This window comes from Colwellia sp. E150_009, assembly GCF_053543955.1.
The window spans coordinates 56,773-74,180 of the sequence record NZ_JBHFOM010000014.1 but is presented as its reverse complement, the minus strand read 5'-3'; the positions used below and the strand labels follow the sequence as shown (position 1 = coordinate 74,180).

The 17,408-nt window shown below is 36.2% G+C and carries 13 protein-coding genes; 9 read left to right on the top strand and 4 right to left on the bottom strand.

What is annotated here, in order from left to right; translation table 11 throughout:
• Window positions 1–169 precede the first annotated feature (169 nt).
• The gene (locus ACE1OF_RS08610; RefSeq protein WP_448893895.1) at window positions 170–1,333 is read left to right on the top strand and encodes a patatin-like phospholipase family protein; all 1,164 of its coding nucleotides are present in this window, start codon (window positions 170–172) and stop codon (window positions 1,331–1,333) included.
• 82 nt (window positions 1,334–1,415) lie between these two features.
• Here the strand turns inward: ACE1OF_RS08610 and ACE1OF_RS08605 are convergent, their stop codons facing one another.
• Window positions 1,416–3,383: a monovalent cation:proton antiporter-2 (CPA2) family protein gene (locus tag ACE1OF_RS08605; RefSeq protein ID WP_448893894.1), complete on the bottom strand. Its 1,968-nt coding sequence runs from the start codon at window positions 3,381–3,383 to the stop codon at window positions 1,416–1,418.
• Between the two features lie 257 nt (window positions 3,384–3,640).
• Between ACE1OF_RS08605 and ACE1OF_RS08600 the strand changes: the two genes are divergently transcribed.
• Complete coding sequence (locus ACE1OF_RS08600) at window positions 3,641–4,540, top strand: GGDEF domain-containing protein (RefSeq protein WP_448893892.1); 900 nt, start codon at window positions 3,641–3,643, stop codon at window positions 4,538–4,540.
• Window positions 4,541–4,590: 50 nt separating this feature from the next.
• Here the strand turns inward: ACE1OF_RS08600 and ACE1OF_RS08595 are convergent, their stop codons facing one another.
• Together ACE1OF_RS08595 and ACE1OF_RS08590 are read right to left on the bottom strand one after the other, a co-directional pair.
• Complete coding sequence (locus tag ACE1OF_RS08595) at window positions 4,591–5,898, bottom strand: DEAD/DEAH box helicase (protein WP_448893891.1); 1,308 nt, start codon at window positions 5,896–5,898, stop codon at window positions 4,591–4,593.
• 191 nt (window positions 5,899–6,089) lie between these two features.
• Window positions 6,090–8,321 (bottom strand): NADP-dependent isocitrate dehydrogenase, encoded by a 2,232-nt coding sequence (locus tag ACE1OF_RS08590; RefSeq protein WP_448893890.1) that lies wholly within the window; start codon window positions 8,319–8,321, stop codon window positions 6,090–6,092.
• Window positions 8,322–8,480: 159 nt separating this feature from the next.
• Here ACE1OF_RS08590 and ACE1OF_RS08585 point away from each other — a divergent pair, with 159 nt between their 5' ends.
• The 4 genes from ACE1OF_RS08585 to purB all read left to right on the top strand — a co-directional run bounded on the left by ACE1OF_RS08585 (window position 8,481) and on the right by purB (window position 12,506).
• Complete coding sequence (locus ACE1OF_RS08585; RefSeq protein ID WP_448893889.1) at window positions 8,481–9,101, top strand: pseudouridine synthase; 621 nt, start codon at window positions 8,481–8,483, stop codon at window positions 9,099–9,101.
• A gap of 145 nt (window positions 9,102–9,246) precedes the next feature.
• Complete coding sequence (gene mnmA, locus ACE1OF_RS08580; protein ID WP_448893888.1) at window positions 9,247–10,407, top strand: tRNA 2-thiouridine(34) synthase MnmA; 1,161 nt, start codon at window positions 9,247–9,249, stop codon at window positions 10,405–10,407.
• Between the two features lie 47 nt (window positions 10,408–10,454).
• Complete coding sequence (hflD, locus tag ACE1OF_RS08575; RefSeq protein WP_448893887.1) at window positions 10,455–11,084, top strand: high frequency lysogenization protein HflD; 630 nt, start codon at window positions 10,455–10,457, stop codon at window positions 11,082–11,084.
• A gap of 51 nt (window positions 11,085–11,135) precedes the next feature.
• Window positions 11,136–12,506, top strand: a complete 1,371-nt coding sequence (gene purB, locus ACE1OF_RS08570) for an adenylosuccinate lyase (protein ID WP_448893886.1) — start codon at window positions 11,136–11,138, stop codon at window positions 12,504–12,506.
• Window positions 12,507–12,874: 368 nt separating this feature from the next.
• On the opposite strand, the gene ACE1OF_RS08565 is transcribed toward purB, so the two are convergent.
• Entirely contained in the window at window positions 12,875–14,095 is a 1,221-nt protein-coding gene (locus ACE1OF_RS08565) for an FAD-dependent oxidoreductase (RefSeq protein WP_448893885.1), read from the bottom strand.
• A gap of 245 nt (window positions 14,096–14,340) precedes the next feature.
• Here ACE1OF_RS08565 and miaB point away from each other — a divergent pair, with 245 nt between their 5' ends.
• The 3 genes from miaB to ybeY are packed head-to-tail and all read left to right on the top strand — an operon-like array spanning window position 14,341 to window position 17,394.
• Complete coding sequence (gene miaB / locus ACE1OF_RS08560; RefSeq protein WP_448893884.1) at window positions 14,341–15,792, top strand: tRNA (N6-isopentenyl adenosine(37)-C2)-methylthiotransferase MiaB; 1,452 nt, start codon at window positions 14,341–14,343, stop codon at window positions 15,790–15,792.
• 28 nt (window positions 15,793–15,820) lie between these two features.
• On the top strand, window positions 15,821–16,939 hold the full coding sequence (locus ACE1OF_RS08555) for a PhoH family protein (protein ID WP_448893883.1): 1,119 nt from the start codon (window positions 15,821–15,823) through the stop codon (window positions 16,937–16,939).
• The gene (gene ybeY, locus ACE1OF_RS08550) at window positions 16,939–17,394 is read left to right on the top strand and encodes an rRNA maturation RNase YbeY (protein WP_448893882.1); all 456 of its coding nucleotides are present in this window, start codon (window positions 16,939–16,941) and stop codon (window positions 17,392–17,394) included. Before ACE1OF_RS08555 ends, ybeY begins: the two co-directional genes overlap by 1 nt.
• The last annotated feature ends 14 nt before the right edge of the window (window positions 17,395–17,408 follow it).

Below are 17,408 nucleotides of genomic sequence, written 5' to 3'. Positions count from 1 at the left end.
TAGTCATAGCTAATAAACTGGCTTATTCCCTTGATAGTGGGCTTAAGCCAGTACCGTATAATACTTTTAATAGGATACAAAATTTATAAAAATCTAGCTGGTTATAAGTTATAAAACAATTTACACTAAACCTATAAATCAATAGTTTTTTATTTAATAACAATAAGATATGACTCGAAGACGTAACTATGTCGAAAGTAATAATGCATTAGTGTTAACAGGCGGTGGGGCGCGAGCAGCCTACCAAGTTGGTGTGCTTTCAGCAATTGCCAAATTTATCCCCAGAAACCATGCAATTCCATTTCCTATTTTATGTGGAACCTCAGCAGGAGCCATAAATACTACGGCCTTAGGCTGCTATGCTTCATGCTTTCAATTAGGCGTAAAAAAACTCGAATGGGTTTGGAAAAACCTTGATACCAGTAAAATTTATCATAACGACGCTCTCAGTGTGTTTGGTTATATTGCAAGTGGTATGCTAGCAAGCTTTCAAGCTGATTATGCCAATAAATTACCACGAAGTTTATTAAACAGTGAACCATTGAGACACTTATTAAATCTGGTAATGAACTTTAAACGTATCGATAATAATATCTTGCGTGGCTATTTATCAGCAGTATCTGTTACTGCATCAAGCTATAGTACAGGAGATTCCATTAGTTTTTTTCAAGCTGGCGACACAGTTGATTCTTGGACACGAGCAAAAAGAAGTGGTCAAGCAGCACAACTAAACACCGAACATTTAATGGCGTCATCAGCAATACCAGTAGTATTTCCTTCGGTAAAAATTAAAAATCAACACTTTGGTGATGGCTCTGTTCATCAGTTATCCCCTCTTAGTCCTGCTATTCATCTTGGCGCAGAACGTGTTTTTGTTGTTGGCGTAGAGCAACCCAAAAAACCAGCCGCGACTAATGAGAATAACCCTCATCCCCCCACATCCGCTACTATTGCTGGTCATTTACTTGACTCTATTTTTGCTGACACGATGAGTAGTGACTTAGAGCGAATGGCTCGAATTAATGAAACCTTAGAATTAATTCCACCGCAAAAAAAAGACAATATTGCTGGCTTAAAACATATAGATAGTTTCGTTATTAATCCTAGCCATAATTTTAATGCGATAGCATTGAACCACTATAATGATTTGTCCTTGCCCGTAAAACTTTTATTACGCAGTGCTGGTATTAGTAATGACTCTGAATCGAGTATTATTAGTTATTTATTGTTTGAAAAAAATTTTTGTACCGAGTTAATAAAATTAGGATTTGAGGACGCAATGAACCAAGAATCCCAAATAAGACAGTTTTTAAATTTACCCCCAGTGTGCTAATCATAGCAGCACAACTTTCACTAAAAAAGATGTTAATAAATTACAAAAATAAACCCACAAATAACTAACCTTGTTTAATACACTAATGCCCCTCTTGCACAAAGCGTTCTACTTTTTCTACGTGTGAAGGTTTACCACGCACAATTAATGTATCCTGCACCTGTAATATAATATTCTCATTTGGTGATTCAGTTTCGAAATCACCTCTTTTAAGTGCAATAACATTAACGTGCTTTTCATCAAGTGTTAATGATTCAATACTTCTACCGCAACCAAATGAATCAGCATTAATTAAAATAGCATGAGCAAATTCAATTCTGTCTATTGCTTCAGGGCTCATGTCTGTGTGCTCACCTTGAAAAAAACCATGTAAATGATTGTAGTGATTTTTACGCTCAGCTTGCACTCGACGCATTATTCTTGAGAAAGGAACACCTGTTAAAGATAATACTTGAGAAACAAGCATCAAACTGCCTTCTAAAATTTCGGGCACTACTTGATTAGCTCCAGCCTCATGCAATAAATCTAATTGATCATCATTACGTGTGCGCACTAAAATTGGCACATTGGGTGATAACGATCGTACTTTTTGAATAACTTCTAAGGATTGTTTATCTCCGCCAAAGGCAATAACAACTAACTTTGCTTTTGATAAATGCGCTGCTTTAAGTAACTCTGTTTGCCTTGACGAACCAAACAAAATATTTTCCCCCGCTTCCCTTGCTTTGCGCGTGCGTAATGGATCAATATCAATAGCAACAAAGTCTATTGATTCTTGTTTTAAAAATCGACTAACTGTTTGACCAACTCGACCAAAACCACAGATAATCACATGATCTTTTAAGTTCTTATTTTCGGGCAATGCTTCTAAATCAATTGTTTGAGGTGACTTTTCCTGGCTTAAGAAAATAGACCATGAACGAGCCCTTTCAATCATATAAGGTGTAATAGCCATGCTAATAACACCTGCACCTAACAACATGGATGATACCGCTGAAGGCAATATATCAACTTTATCAGCCAAAGCTATAATGACAAATCCAAACTCCCCCATTTGTGCAAGCATTAAACCTGATGCCCAGCCATCTTTGGACGATTCCCCTGCTCGACTCGCTAATATTTTAATAACCATCACTTTCACTAACATAAAACCTATCATAAGCGCGAGTAAGTTCAATGGCGATGATAAAAGAAGACCAATATCTAATTTCATTCCTACTGTGATAAAAAACAAACCTAATAAAATATCACGATAAGGACGAATATCTGCCTCAAGTTGATGTTTATATTCACTTTCTCCTAACATCATCCCTGCTAAAAAGGCTCCTAATGCCATAGACAAACCGAACCATTGTGTTAATGCTGAAGCAAGTAAAGTGACTAATAAAGTTGTTAAAACAAAAAGTTCATCCGTTCTAACACTGGCAATAACATTGAAAACTTTCGGTAATAACCTTTTTCCAATAACAAATAATAAAAATACAACAACAACACCTTTGAATATAGCAATAAGTAATGCTAAAAACATCGATGACTCGCCTTCTACAGCTAACATAGGAATGATAATAAGAAGAGGCACAACAGCCACATCTTGAAATAAAAGTATCGCAACAGATAGTTGCCCTGATTTTCGCTTCATCGCCCCCGTTTCACTTAGCTGACGAATAACAATAGCGGTTGAGGACAAAGCAAGAATACTACCAACAACAAAAGCAGATTCAAAACTTAAACCAAATAGCATGCTTGCCACAATAAAAATCAATAATGAAATGCCCACTTGTAAGCTACCTACTGCTAATACCAAATTTCGCATAGCCATTAAGCGAGGGAGTGAAAACTCTAAACCTAAAGTAAACAGCAAGAAAACAATACCAAGTTCTGCAAAGTGATCATAATCAACCTGATCATGAGCCAAATTCAAACCATGTTCACCGACAAGCGTACCAGCAACTAAATAGGCCAAAATGGCAGGCAGTTTTAATCGACGAAATAACCAAACAATAAAAACTGCACTAGCTAATATAGCTAATATTTCAAAATGACCGTTCACATAAATTCCTTATTCAATTAACATTATTGCCACATGGCAAGCTGTTTCCGTCAAATTACTGACTTTCAATTATTACAGAATATTATAACAATAAAGCCGACCTACCTGACAAAAATAAAATCATTAAAAATCAAATAATTAGAGCAAATTTAATAATATCTATTTATAAACAACACATATGCTTTTTGCTTGGAACGTTTATTGCTTAACAATAAATATAATAATAAAGTGATAAATTAGATTAGTAAGGCACAGGTATGCAAACATTAAATATACTTGAAAACACAATTCCTACATTTAATACCTTTACTACATTAAATGTGTTAGCAGATAGTAAAAATGTTAGTATCAAGAAAAATTCAAGTTTATTAGAACAACTTCAAACAACACTTTCATTAGATAAATTACTAACAATCTTTGCAACAGAAGCTTTTCGTTATGTAAAGTTTTCAGGTTTATATTTTAAAAGCACAAAAGTAAGTAAAACATTACCTGGTAGCCGCAAAGCAAAACACGAACGTCAATTTGAATTAAAGCTGAATGATGAGTTTATTGGCACAATTAGCTATAGCATTAATAAGCCTATTAGTATGCATCATTACAAAGATTTACAACGTATTCATCAAACACTATTGTATCCACTAAAAAATGCCTTGCAGTATCACCAAGCAATGCAACTTGCCATGCAAGATTGCCTTACTGGATTGGGTAATCGCAGATATTTCGATGAACAACTAAAACGTGCAATGCATAATGCCAATCGACATCATGCTCAGGTTGGTTTAGTATTAGGTGACTTAAATAAATTTAAAGTGATTAATGATATTTACGGTCATAATATTGGCGATCAAGTATTAATTCAATTTGCGAATGTGCTACATACTTGTGTTCGAGATTCCGATAGTATTTTCCGTTTTGGTGGTGATGAGTTTGCTATCATCGTTGAAAACGCTAGCGAATATGCTTTAGATATTATTCAAAGCAGAATTAATAATGCATTAAAAACAAATGTTTTATTGGCAAAATATCAAGTAAGTTGTAGTTTAGGCACAACATTTATGAATAGAGCAGATAACCAATATTCCTTTTTCGAACGTGCTGATAAAGCGTTATACCGCCAAAAAGTAAAAACATCTAAACCGTTAAGTGTTGTGTAAACAACAAAACGAGAATCCTAATTGGCCTATTCAGGCCAATTAATATAAGGCTAACGCTTCTTTTTTAATTTTGCATTATACTTTTTATTACCAGAGCGAGATGCTAGCTTTTTCTTTTCTAATGCTTGATTTTTTTCTTGGCTAGCACGATAACGATTTTTACTCGCACGTTTATCACTTATTTGCTGATGTTCAAAAGCTTCCTCTTGTTTTAGCTCATAACCAGGTACAACAATTCGATTAAAGGTACGGCCAATCAATGCTTCAATGTTTTCTAAGAAGCGTTCATCTTTAGGACTCACTAACGAAATAGCTGTGCCCGATTTTCCTGCTCTACCAGTACGACCTACGCGATGTACATAATCTTCCGCTAAAAAAGGAAGATGAAAATTAACCACGTAAGCTAAATTATCAATATCTAAACCACGGGCCGCTACATCAGTTGCGACTAAAACTCTTACCTTACCTTCGCTAAAGTCGGCTAATGCTTTGTTTCTAGACCCTTGGGATTTATCACCATGACAAAGCGCTGCTTTAATACCATCAAGTTTTAATTCTTTTGCAAGTATATTAGCACTTTCTTTGGTGCCTGCAAAAACCAGCACTTGTTGCCAATTATTAACACCAATCAATTCAGATAACAATTCTCGTTTTCTTGCTTCACTCACCCAATATACTGACTGTTTTACTTTACCAGAAGTTGAGTTTTGCTTTTCTGTACCAACCATTTTTGGTGTTGTCAGTAATTGATTAGCTAAAGCTTTTACTTTATTTGAATAGGTTGCAGAAAACATCATTGTTTGATGCTTTTGCTTTACCGCTATAGTTAATTTTTCAATATCAGCTAGAAACCCCATGTCTAGCATGCGATCGGCTTCATCAAGTACTAAATATTTCACTTGCGATAAATTAACATTTCGCAAGTTTAAATGTTCAAGCAAACGACCAGGTGTTGCGACCAATACATCCACACCTTTTTTTAATAGGCTTGTTTGTGAGGCCATTTTACCGCCACCATAAACCACCCCTACCTCAATTGGCAAAAATTGACTATAAGCCCTCATATTTTCAGCCACTTGCGCAGCCAATTCACGTGTTGGTGTTAGCACTAAGGCTTGTATATTTCGTTCACTCTGACTTTCAGACACTTCTGCCGAAATTGTTTTTGCTAATGCATCTAAGATTGGCAAACTAAAAGCTGCCGTTTTACCCGTACCTGTTTGCGCACTTGCTAACAAATCAACACCAGAACGAATAATAGGGATAGCTTGCTGTTGAATGGGCGTTAAGTTTTTATAACCACACGCTTTTACCGCTTTTAATAAATTGGCAGATAAACCAATAGCATCAACACTCATATATCACCTAAAAAGACTAAATACCCAATAAGCTGCGGATTATATACCAAGCAAATATAAAACTCAGTTTAAAATACAAAGAGTAAGTAAATTAACGACAAAAGCCCTAACAACTTCCATTGTTAGGGCTTCATTTTATGTTCATTGTAAGTCGCTAGCTAAGTAAACTTATACATTAGCAGTATTTACAACTATAACAATGCAGATAAAATAGTATTAAAGGTATCACTTGATCTCATTGCTTTTTCAGCTTTTGCTGAATCCGCAAAATAATAACCACCAATATCCATTGCGGGCCCTTGTGCGCCATTTAATTCAGCAACAATTTTTTCTTCTTGCTTAGTTAATGCTTGTGCAACACCTGTAAAGCTAGTTTTAAGCTCACCATCACTAGTTTGCTCCGCTAAGGCTTTAGCCCAATACATTGCAAGATAAAAATGACTACCGCGATTATCTAATTCACCTACTCTACGTGATGGTGACTTGTTACTATCTAAAAACTCACCCGTAGCTTTATCTAAAGTATCTGCTAATATCTTCGCTTTAGCATTACCTGTAGTAACACTTAAATGTTCTAAAGAAGCTGCCAAGGCCAAAAACTCACCTAAAGAATCCCAACGTAAATGATTTTCTTTTTCAAATTGTTGTACATGTTTAGGAGCACTACCACCAGCACCTGTTTCAAACAATCCACCACCATTCATTAATGGTACAATTGAGAGCATTTTAGCACTAGTACCTAATTCTAATATAGGGAACAAATCAGTTAAATAATCACGTAATACATTACCCGTAACTGAAATCGTATCTTCACCTTTAGCAATACGTTCTAATGAAAACTTGCACGCGTCAATAGGGTTAAGAATTCGAATATCTAAGTCACTTGTATCGTAATTAGCTAAATAGGCGTTCACTTTTTTGATCATTTCTCTGTCATGAGCACGGTTTTCATCTAACCAGAATACAGCAGGCATACCAGACATTTTTGCACGTGTAATGGCTAATTTAACCCAATCTTGAATAGGTAAATCTTTAGCTTGGCACATACGCCAAATATCACCCTCTTCAACACTGTGCTCAAGTAAGGTTGTCCCCATTGAATCAACAACGCGCACAGTACCGGCGGCATCCATTACGAATGTTTTATCGTGAGAACCATACTCTTCAGCTTTTTGCGCCATTAATCCAACGTTAGGCACTGTGCCCATTGTTGTAGGGTCGAATGCGCCATGGACTTTACAAAAATCAAAAACAGCCTGATAAACACCTGCATAACAACGATCTGGAATCATAGCTTTAGTATCTTTTAACTTACCATCAGGCCCCCACATTTGACCAGAAGAACGAAGTGTAGCAGGCATAGAAGCATCAACAATCACATCGCTTGGTACATGTAAATTAGTAATTCCTTTATCAGAATCAACCATAGCAAGTTCAGGCCGTTCAGCAAAAACTTGTGCTAAATCTGCTTCAATTTCAGCTTTTTTATCACTCGGTAAACGTGCAATTTTACTATATACATCGCCAATACCATTGTTAGCATCAACCCCTAATTGGTTAAATATTTCGGCATGTTTTTCAAAAACATCGGCGTAGAATACTTTAACAGCATAACCAAAAATAACAGGGTCAGACACTTTCATCATGGTTGCTTTTAAGTGCAATGATAATAAAACGTCATCTTTTTGAGCTTCATCAATTGCTTGTTGATAAAATTCAACTAACGCCGATTTACTTAAAACTGAAGAGTCAATAATTTCACCCGTTAATAAGGCTAAATTATCTTTTAAAACGTTAACGCTGCCATCTTGTCCAACAAATTCTATTTTTACATTTGTTGCATAATTAACTGTGACAGATTTTTCTGTCTCATAAAAATCCCCTGCTGACATACTTGCAACATGAGATTTTGATTCACTTGACCAATCGCCCATTGAATGTGGATTTTTCTGCGCATACAGCTTAACTGAAGCAGGAGCACGTCTATCAGAATTACCTTCACGAAGTACTGGGTTTACTGCACTACCTTTAATTTTGTCGTAGGTATATTTAATTGATTTTTCTGCGTCATTTTGTGGTTCTTCTGGGTAATTTGGAACCGCATAACCTTTGGCTTGTAACTCTTTAATTACTGCATGTAATTGAGGAACAGAAGCACTTATATTTGGCAGTTTAATAATGTTAGCATTAGGGCTAGTTACCATATCACCTAATTCAGCTAGCGCATCATCAATACGTTGCTCTTTAGTTAAATATTTGGGGAAATTAGCTAAAACACGACCAGCTAAAGAAATATCACGTGTTTCAACATTAATACCTGAAGACGCAGTATAGGCTTGAATAATAGGTAATAAAGAATACGTTGCTAAGGCGGGCGCCTCATCGGTTATAGTATAAATAATTTTTGAGTTATCAGTGCTCATGAGCTTCCTACTTTATTTAACTTAAGTCGATTAGTTCATAAGGACTAACCGTTAATATTTAACATTTAATTTTCGCGCAATATATTATAATAATTTACTTCGTATTAATATAGCTGAGTATAGGCTCTAACTTTTAACTCTTATAAAAAACAGGTAAAAATGATCAAAAACAAAGAAAAAACAAGCTATAGAGCTAAACGCCCTTCAAAGGTACGACCAGTAGAGAATAAACGTAAAATTGTCCTTTTTAATAAACCATTTGATGTTTTATGCCAATTCACCGATGAGAAGAATGATGGAATAAAACAACGAAAAACATTAAAAGATTTTATACCAATTCAAGATGTATATGCCGCAGGCCGACTTGACCGCGATAGTGAAGGGCTTTTACTGTTGACAAATGATGGAAAATTACAACATAAAATAGCCAACCCAAAAAAGAAAACATCTAAAACATATTGGGTACAAGTAGAAGGTAGCCCGAGTGAATGTGACCTAATAAAGCTACGAAACGGCGTTCAGCTCAAAGATGGTATGACGTTACCCGCACAAGTAAAAATAATAGCTAAGCCCTCTGTCTGGGAACGTGTACCACCTATTAGAGAGCGATTGAATATTCCGACCACTTGGCTTGAAATAACAATCACTGAAGGGCGAAACCGCCAAGTTAGGCGCATGACTGCAAATATAGGCTTTCCAACGCTACGATTAATCCGCTTTGCTATTGGGCAATGGACAATAAATAATATTGATAATGGTTCATACAAGGTCATTGACTAAGGTTATTTCTTAAACATGGCTATTTAATCAAGCTAAGCAGCGTGATATAATTCTGCGCCTTTTTATTCTTTACAAGTACTCCTTGTTTATATTTACTTTTAAGATAGATGATTTTTCAAAACTATTTTTAAGATAAGAGTTTTTCATGCCTATTGAACATCAAGATCCGCAAAACAAAACACCAGAACAAACCAAGGTAATTGTGGGTATGTCTGGTGGGGTAGATTCTTCGGTTTCTGCCTATTTATTACAAGAACAAGGTTATCAAGTTGAAGGCTTGTTCATGAAAAACTGGGAAGAAGATGACACAGATGAATACTGCTCGGCAGCACAAGACTTAGCGGATGCTCAAGCAATTTGTGATAAATTATCAATAAAACTACATACCATTAACTTTGCCACTGAATATTGGGACAATGTATTCGAATACTTTTTAGCCGAATACAAAGCAGGTCGTACACCAAATCCCGACATTATGTGTAATAAAGAAATTAAATTTAAAGCCTTTTTAGAATTTGCTTGTGAAGATTTGGGTGCAGATTACATCGCTACTGGCCATTATGTACAACGTCGATTTACCAATGGACATTGGACTATGGTACGCGGCCTTGATGACAATAAAGACCAAAGTTATTTTTTATATACCCTGAATGAAAAACAGTTATCGCAGACGTTGTTTCCCGTAGGTAACATTGAAAAACCTCAGGTACGTGCAATCGCTGAAAAAGCAGATTTAATCACCCATGATAAAAAAGATAGTACAGGTATTTGTTTTATTGGCGAGCGAAAGTTCAAAGATTTTTTAGGTCAATATTTACCTGCCCAACCTGGCATTATAGAATCTGCTGAAGGTGAAGCCATTGGTCACCATGATGGTTTGATGTATCACACCTTAGGGCAACGCAAAGGTTTACGCATAGGTGGACTTGCCAATGCGGGTGAAGAACCCTGGTATGTTGTAGAAAAAGATTTATTACGTAATGTACTGATAGTAGGTCAAGGGCATAACCACCCTCGCCTTTTTTCAAAAGGCTTAATTGCTAACCAATTACATTGGGTTGACCGACAAGAATTGACAACATCGATAAAGTGCACAGCAAAAACACGTTACCGCCAAGCAGATGTTGCTTGTACCGTTACACCACTCATTGATGGCGGAAAAAATAACAGTGAAGTTGATAATAGCCCACAATATCAAATTGACTTTGATGAGCCTCAAAGCTCTGTAACGCCAGGACAATCAGTCGTATTTTATCAAGGCGACATTTGTCTTGGTGGTGGTATTATTAATACTCTTATTCGATAATATGCATCAAAATAAAAACACACATAAAGAAGTAAATTAACACATTAATGAAAGATCAAACGATAACTTTAGCCGCTATTTGCCAAGCCGCTCAGCTTGTACAGCAAGTTTCACAAACTGGACAAATTGATGAAAACGAACTTGCTGTATTAATTAAGAGTATTACCATAACATCACCTGTAAATACTTTAGCAGTATATGGAGGCGAGCTAGCCAACCTAAAATCAGGCTTAGAAATATTAATTTATCACTTAAGTGATGGGTCAAATAATAAAGGTAAGAAAATAAAAGATCCTGAGCTAACACGTTATATTATTAGTTTAATTAATTTAGAGCGAAAACTAATAAAACAGCCTAAAAGTTTAGCACAATTGGCTGATCGCATTGACGCCAGCAAAAGACAACTAGAACATTACAGTATTACCAGTGAAACACTTATTGCCAGCTTTGCAAGCATCTATAGTGATATTATCAGCCCGTTAGGTGCTCGTATTCAAGTAACTGGCGAGCCAAATATATTAAAACAAACAGTAAACCAACATAAAATAAGAGCCTTATTATTAGCAGGTATTAGAGCTGCGGTGCTATGGCGACAAGTTGGCGGTCAGCGCAGAAATATATTTTTTAGCCGAAACAAAATAGTGAAAACTGCGCAACAACTTTTGAATACCCTTTAATCTGTTATATAGCAATTATTTTAAACATAAATTTTAAACTAGGAATACATTATGGAACTTTCAGCGTTAACCGCAATATCGCCCGTAGATGGTAGATATGGTAGTAAAACAAGTGACTTACGCCCTATCTTTAGCGAATTTGGTTTAACCAAATACCGAGTGACCGTTGAGGTACGCTGGTTACAAAAATTAAGTGCTACCGCAGCTATTAAAGAAGTTCCCGTCTTTAGCGATACGGCAAATGAAGTATTAAATACCATTGTAAGTAACTTTAATGAAGAAGATGCTTTACGCATAAAAAAAATTGAAGCAACCACCAATCACGACGTAAAAGCTGTTGAATACTTCTTAAAAGAAAAAATCGCTGATAATGCTGAATTAAATGCTATTACTGAATTTATTCATTTTGCTTGTACATCAGAAGATATTAATAACCTATCACACGGTTTAATGTTAAAAGAATGTCGTGAGTTGGTATTATTACCTGCCATTGATGAAATCATGGAACAAATTAAAGGATTAGCGCATGAGTATAAAGCTATTCCTATGATGTGTCGTACTCACGGACAACCAGCTTCACCTAGTACTCTAGGTAAAGAAATGGCAAACGTTTATGTACGTTTACAACGTCAACGTAAGCAAATTTCCGCCGTTGAACTATTAGGTAAAATTAACGGTGCCGTTGGTAACTACAATGCCCACGTAAGTGCGTACCCTGAAGTAAATTGGCATCAATTTGCTGATGAGTTTGTGAGTTCATTAGGATTATCATGGAATGCTTTCACCACACAAATTGAACCTCATGATTATATTGCTGAGTTATTTGATGCCATTGCACGTTTTAATACTATTTTAATTGATTTTGACCGAGATGTTTGGGGTTATATAGCCCTTGGACACTTTAAACAAAAAACAATTGCTGGTGAAATAGGCTCATCAACAATGCCACACAAAGTTAACCCTATCGATTTTGAAAACTCCGAAGGCAACCTAGGTATTGCAAATGCAATATTTGGCCACCTTGCTCAAAAATTACCTATTTCTCGTTGGCAACGTGATCTTACAGACTCAACAGTATTACGTAACTTAGGTGTAGGCTTTGGACATGCCATTATTGCATACCAGTCAACATTAAAAGGTATAAGTAAATTACAGGTTAACGAAGAAAACCTTGCAAAAGAGCTTGATAACAACTGGGAAGTATTGGCTGAACCAATACAAACCGTTATGCGCCGTTATGGTATTGAAAAACCATATGAAAAACTTAAAGAACTAACTCGTGGTAAGCGTGTTAATGGTGATTCTATGCGCGAATTTATTAATAACCTTGATTTACCTGATAACGTAAAAGCAGAATTATGTTTATTAACACCCGCAACCTATATCGGCCGTGCCGTATCATTTATTGAAGAATTAACTTAATATCAAGTCCATAAAATAACTTCCATTTAAGTTTAATTCAGCGTTAAATAAAAAAAGAAGACTTTTGTCTTCTTTTTTTATTTATCATACTAAATACTAATATCATGTATCGATGCGCCACGGTTTCATCAATAAAAACAATAAGTAAACAACCTGAGCTCGGCTTAATAAATGTTTCTCTAGCAAGCTATCCTCCCTTACTTCTGCGTTAAATTTACTTGCAATAGACCAGCTATTGACGCGAAATTTGCCTTACTAATATTTGGGACGAAAGTAGAAAAACTATCAAGCTAGAGATATATTAAAATAATTTTTACTGGTATTTCAATTTGTTAACTATCTCTTAAACCGAGTTCAGGTTAAATAAACTAAATACCACAAGCGTACGCTAGCGCTTTATGTTTAAATACACTATTCAATAAAGGCACTTTACTCATCGCAAGTAAGCTGGTGTTCCTTAAGGTTCTAATCACTGGTGAGGGGTGGCTAAAAGCGTGGTATAAAACATCCATTGTTGATTGCATCAATAAATTATCTTTTCGACGCATTTGTTCATAACGTCCCAAAACATGAGTGCTATGCCAACACTCACCATCACCAATAGCACTAGCAATAACACATTGCAACGCTTTTACATCTTTAAAACCTAAATTGACTCCCTGCCCAGCCATCGGGTTAATAGTATGAGCTGCATCACCAAGTAATAATACTCGTTTTTTTTGATATGTATTAGCATGACGCCGGGTCAAAGGAAAAGCCCCTTTACCAAGTACCTCTATTGCCCCCAATCGCTTAGGAAAAACAGCCATAATCTCCTGCTGTAATTGTAAATTAGTCAAGCTAGACAGTCTTTTAATTTCATCGCGTTGCTGATACCAAACTAACGAAGCATAACCGTTTTGTTCTAGTGGCAATTTAGCACTGTTATTTAGCGCTTCTTTAGATAGAGGCAAAAAAGCCATTGGGCCACTGGGTAAGTAATGTTGCCACGTAATATCTTGTTGTGATCTTTGAGTTTTTACATTAATCAACATTGCAGATTGTTGATAATCCCAAGATGTTATTCCAATATTAACTAATTGTCTTACTTGTGAGTTAGCACCATCTGCAGCAACAACCAACTTAGCAGTAAAACTCGATTGCTCTAAAACTACAGTCACTTTCTCGTTATCTTGTACTAGTGAGAGCAACTTTTCAGGGCAAAATATTTGAATATTTTTCTGCGCCTTTATTTCCTGCCATAACGATAATTGTACTAGGCGGTTTTCAACAATATGTCCTAAATGGCTTTGTTCTATTTCTTTAGCATTAAACTCTGTATATGCATACTCATCTTCCCAAACACCTAACCGTTTGTATGCACAGGTGCGCCATTGCTTAATTTGAGACCATGCTCCAAGTTGTTCTAGTAAATATTCTGATGCTAATGAAATGGCAGAAACGCGTAGGTCAAGATCTTGTGATTTATCAAAACTTTTAGGTTCATACTGCTCAACTAATGCTACCGTTAAGCCCAATTGAGATAATGCTAACGCACTTGCTGCGCCAACCATACCACCACCAACAACTACACAATCAAAATTTTTCATACAATAGAACTATCCATTCAAAACTAATCAACTTATTGTATCGAAGAGGTGTTACTAAGCCTAGAGATAATACACAGAAATTAATTTCCCTAAAACAATAAGGAGTATGCTCGAAACTTTGAATTATTTAATGTAAAATACGCCTCCTTTTATCGACACCTCAGTTTAGAAAGTTAAAACTAACGTTCAACTGGTATATCAAAAGTCGATTTTAATCGTCACGTGAATTTGTAAGAGTAAAATAAATGAGTAAAAAGCTATATATCAAAACTTGGGGCTGTCAGATGAACGAGTACGACTCGCAAAAAATGGCTGAATTACTAGACTCAACTCATGGTTTTTCATTAGCACAAGAAGCTGAAGAGGCTGATGTGATTTTACTCAACACCTGTTCTATTCGCGAAAAAGCGCAAGAAAAAGTGTTTCATCAGCTTGGGCGTTGGAAAACATTAAAAGACAAAAAGCCAGAATTAGTTATTGGTGTGGGTGGCTGTGTTGCCTCACAAGAAGGTGATGCAATTCGTCAACGAGCGCCTTTTGTTGATATGGTTTTCGGACCACAAACTCTACATCGTTTGCCAGAAATGTTAAACCAATTACAGCGTAGCAGCAGTCCCGTCGTAGATGTGAGTTTTCCTGAAATTGAAAAGTTTGATCGCTTACCTGAGCCTGTAGCTGATGGCCCAAGCGCATTTGTTTCTATAATGGAAGGTTGTAGTAAATATTGTACGTTTTGTGTAGTGCCTTATACCCGAGGTGAAGAAGTTAGTCGCCCACTTGACGATGTTTTATATGAGATTGCCCAGCTTGCTGAACAAGGTGTACGTGAAGTTAATTTACTTGGCCAAAATGTAAATGCCTACCGTGGAGAAATGCATGACGGCAGTATTTGTCGCTTTGCTGATTTAGTACGATTGGTAGCAACTATTGATGGTATTGATCGTATTCGCTATACCACGTCACATCCTGTCGAGTTTACCGATGATATCATCGAGGCTTATGCTGACGTACCTGAATTAGTGAATCATTTACATCTACCAGTGCAAAGCGGTTGCGATAGAATCTTGACACAAATGAAGCGCGGCCATACCGCGATTGAATATAAATCACAAATTCGCAAGTTGAAAAAGGTTCGTCCTGAGCTTTGTATGTCTTCTGATTTTATCATTGGCTTCCCTGGTGAGAGTGATGAGGATTTTATGGACACCATGAATTTAATTGAAGCCGTTAATTTTGACTTAAGCTTTAGTTTTATTTATAGCGCTCGCCCTGGTACACCTGCTGCAGATTTACCCGATGACATTAGCGACGAAACAAAAAAACAACGTTTAGCATTATTACAAGACAAAATCACGCAACAAGCATTACGCATTGCCAGACAAATGCTAAACACCGAGCAACGCATTTTAGTTGAAGGGCCATCAAAGAAAAACCCAATGGAACTACGTGGTAAAACTGAGAACAACCGCACAGTCAACTTTGTAGCCCCTCATTCAGTTATCGGTCAGTTTGTTGACGTGAAAATTACAGATGTTTATGCCAACTCTTTGCGTGGTGAATTAATTCGTCAAGAAAGTGAAATGGGGCTACGAATAGCACACTCACCTGCAGATATATTAGCAAATAATCACCATAAAACATCAGCATCAATAATTAATAACCTTAACAACCTAGGTGTTGGTACTTATATACCTTAAGTTTAGTACCAGTAACTATTTCAAATAAATGGAAAATATTTTGACCGAAAAATTAAGTAAGCAAAAAGGCCATCAATTAACGTTAGATCCTGTTGATAACGAGCGTCAAGCCAACTTATGTGGACCTATGGACGATCACTTAAAAACAATTGAACGTCGTTTAGGGGTAGAAATTAGTTATCGAGGAAATATATTTACAGTATTAGGTAAAGATGTTCACTGTACTGCAGTAATAAATTTATTAAAAAACTTATACTTAGAAACAGCAACCGTCAAAGATCAGCGTCAAGAAGTAACCAGTGAAATGGTTCATCTTGCTATACTTGAAGCTAACGTATTAGAGCAAGATAATACCAATACTGCTGCAACTAACAGCAAAGAAGCCTCAGAACTAGGGGCCAACTATGAAAAAATGGTTACCATTAAAACTAAGCGTGGCACAGTAAAGCCTCGCAATGGAAACCAACAATCTTATGTGCAAAATATTATCACCAACGACATAAGTTTTGGCGTAGGTGTAGCAGGTACAGGCAAAACATATCTAGCAGTAGCCTGCGCAGTTGACGCCTTAGAACGACAAGAAGTTCGTAGGATACTATTAACACGCCCTGCTGTAGAAGCAGGCGAAAAACTGGGCTTTCTACCAGGCGATTTATCACAAAAAATTGACCCGTATTTAAGACCTCTTTATGACGCATTATTTGAAATGCTAGGATTCGAACGTGTAGAAAAGCTGATCGAGCGCAATGTCATTGAAATTGCACCATTAGCATATATGCGTGGTAGAACATTAAATGATGCTTTTATCATTTTAGATGAAAGTCAAAACACAACAATTGAACAAATGAAAATGTTCTTAACAAGAATAGGATTTAATTCAAGGGCGGTTATCACGGGCGATATTACTCAAGTTGATTTACCTCGTCATCAAAGCTCTGGATTACGCCATGCCATTGAAGTGTTACAAAATATACAGGGCATCAGTTTTAATTTTTTTCAAGCTAAAGATGTCGTTCGTCATCCTGTTGTAGCGAGAATTGTAGAAGCCTATGAATCACATGAGCAAAAAGTAAACAGGAAAACACAATTAAAAGAAACAGCTCATAAAAATACACAAAACAATACCCAACCAGAATTAAAGCAATAATGACCCATCTTGTTGATATACAAAATGCTTGTGATGCGCAAACGGTGCCTTCTGATGATCTTTTTCAGCAGTGGGTTAATAGCGCATTAAACGCCGTTACTACGCAAGAATTTGAACTAACTATTCGCCTAGTCAATTCAGATGAAAGCCAACAACTTAACCACCAATACAGGAAAAAAGATAAGCCAACCAATGTATTATCTTTTCCATTTGAAGTACCAGAAGGGATTGAGCTAAATTTATTAGGTGATTTAGTAATTTGTTCTTCTATTGTTGAGCAAGAAGCTAACAATCAAAATAAAGCGTTATTTGACCACTGGGCGCATATGGTAGTACATGGATGCTTGCATTTATTAGGATATGATCATATAAACGATACTGACGCAAACGAAATGGAAGCACTGGAAATAAAAATTTTAGCAAATCTCTCTATTGCAAACCCATATGACATATAAATTAACATAGGAAA

Bases quoted from the DNA above. Each gene is read 5' to 3' on its own strand.
- ACE1OF_RS08610 (WP_448893895.1), top strand. From the start codon at position 170: ATGACTCGAAGACGTAACTATGTCGAAAGTAATAATGCATTAGTGTTA.
- ACE1OF_RS08600 (WP_448893892.1), top strand. From the start codon at position 3,641: ATGCAAACATTAAATATACTTGAAAACACAATTCCTACATTTAATACC.
- ACE1OF_RS08595 (WP_448893891.1), bottom strand. From the start codon at position 5,898: ATGAGTGTTGATGCTATTGGTTTATCTGCCAATTTATTAAAAGCGGTA.
- ACE1OF_RS08590 (WP_448893890.1), bottom strand. From the start codon at position 8,321: ATGAGCACTGATAACTCAAAAATTATTTATACTATAACCGATGAGGCG.
- ACE1OF_RS08585 (WP_448893889.1), top strand. From the start codon at position 8,481: ATGATCAAAAACAAAGAAAAAACAAGCTATAGAGCTAAACGCCCTTCA.
- mnmA (WP_448893888.1), top strand. From the start codon at position 9,247: ATGCCTATTGAACATCAAGATCCGCAAAACAAAACACCAGAACAAACC.
- hflD (WP_448893887.1), top strand. From the start codon at position 10,455: ATGAAAGATCAAACGATAACTTTAGCCGCTATTTGCCAAGCCGCTCAG.
- purB (WP_448893886.1), top strand. From the start codon at position 11,136: ATGGAACTTTCAGCGTTAACCGCAATATCGCCCGTAGATGGTAGATAT.
- ACE1OF_RS08565 (WP_448893885.1), bottom strand. From the start codon at position 14,095: ATGAAAAATTTTGATTGTGTAGTTGTTGGTGGTGGTATGGTTGGCGCA.
- miaB (WP_448893884.1), top strand. From the start codon at position 14,341: ATGAGTAAAAAGCTATATATCAAAACTTGGGGCTGTCAGATGAACGAG.
- ACE1OF_RS08555 (WP_448893883.1), top strand. From the start codon at position 15,821: ATGGAAAATATTTTGACCGAAAAATTAAGTAAGCAAAAAGGCCATCAA.
- ybeY (WP_448893882.1), top strand. From the start codon at position 16,939: ATGACCCATCTTGTTGATATACAAAATGCTTGTGATGCGCAAACGGTG.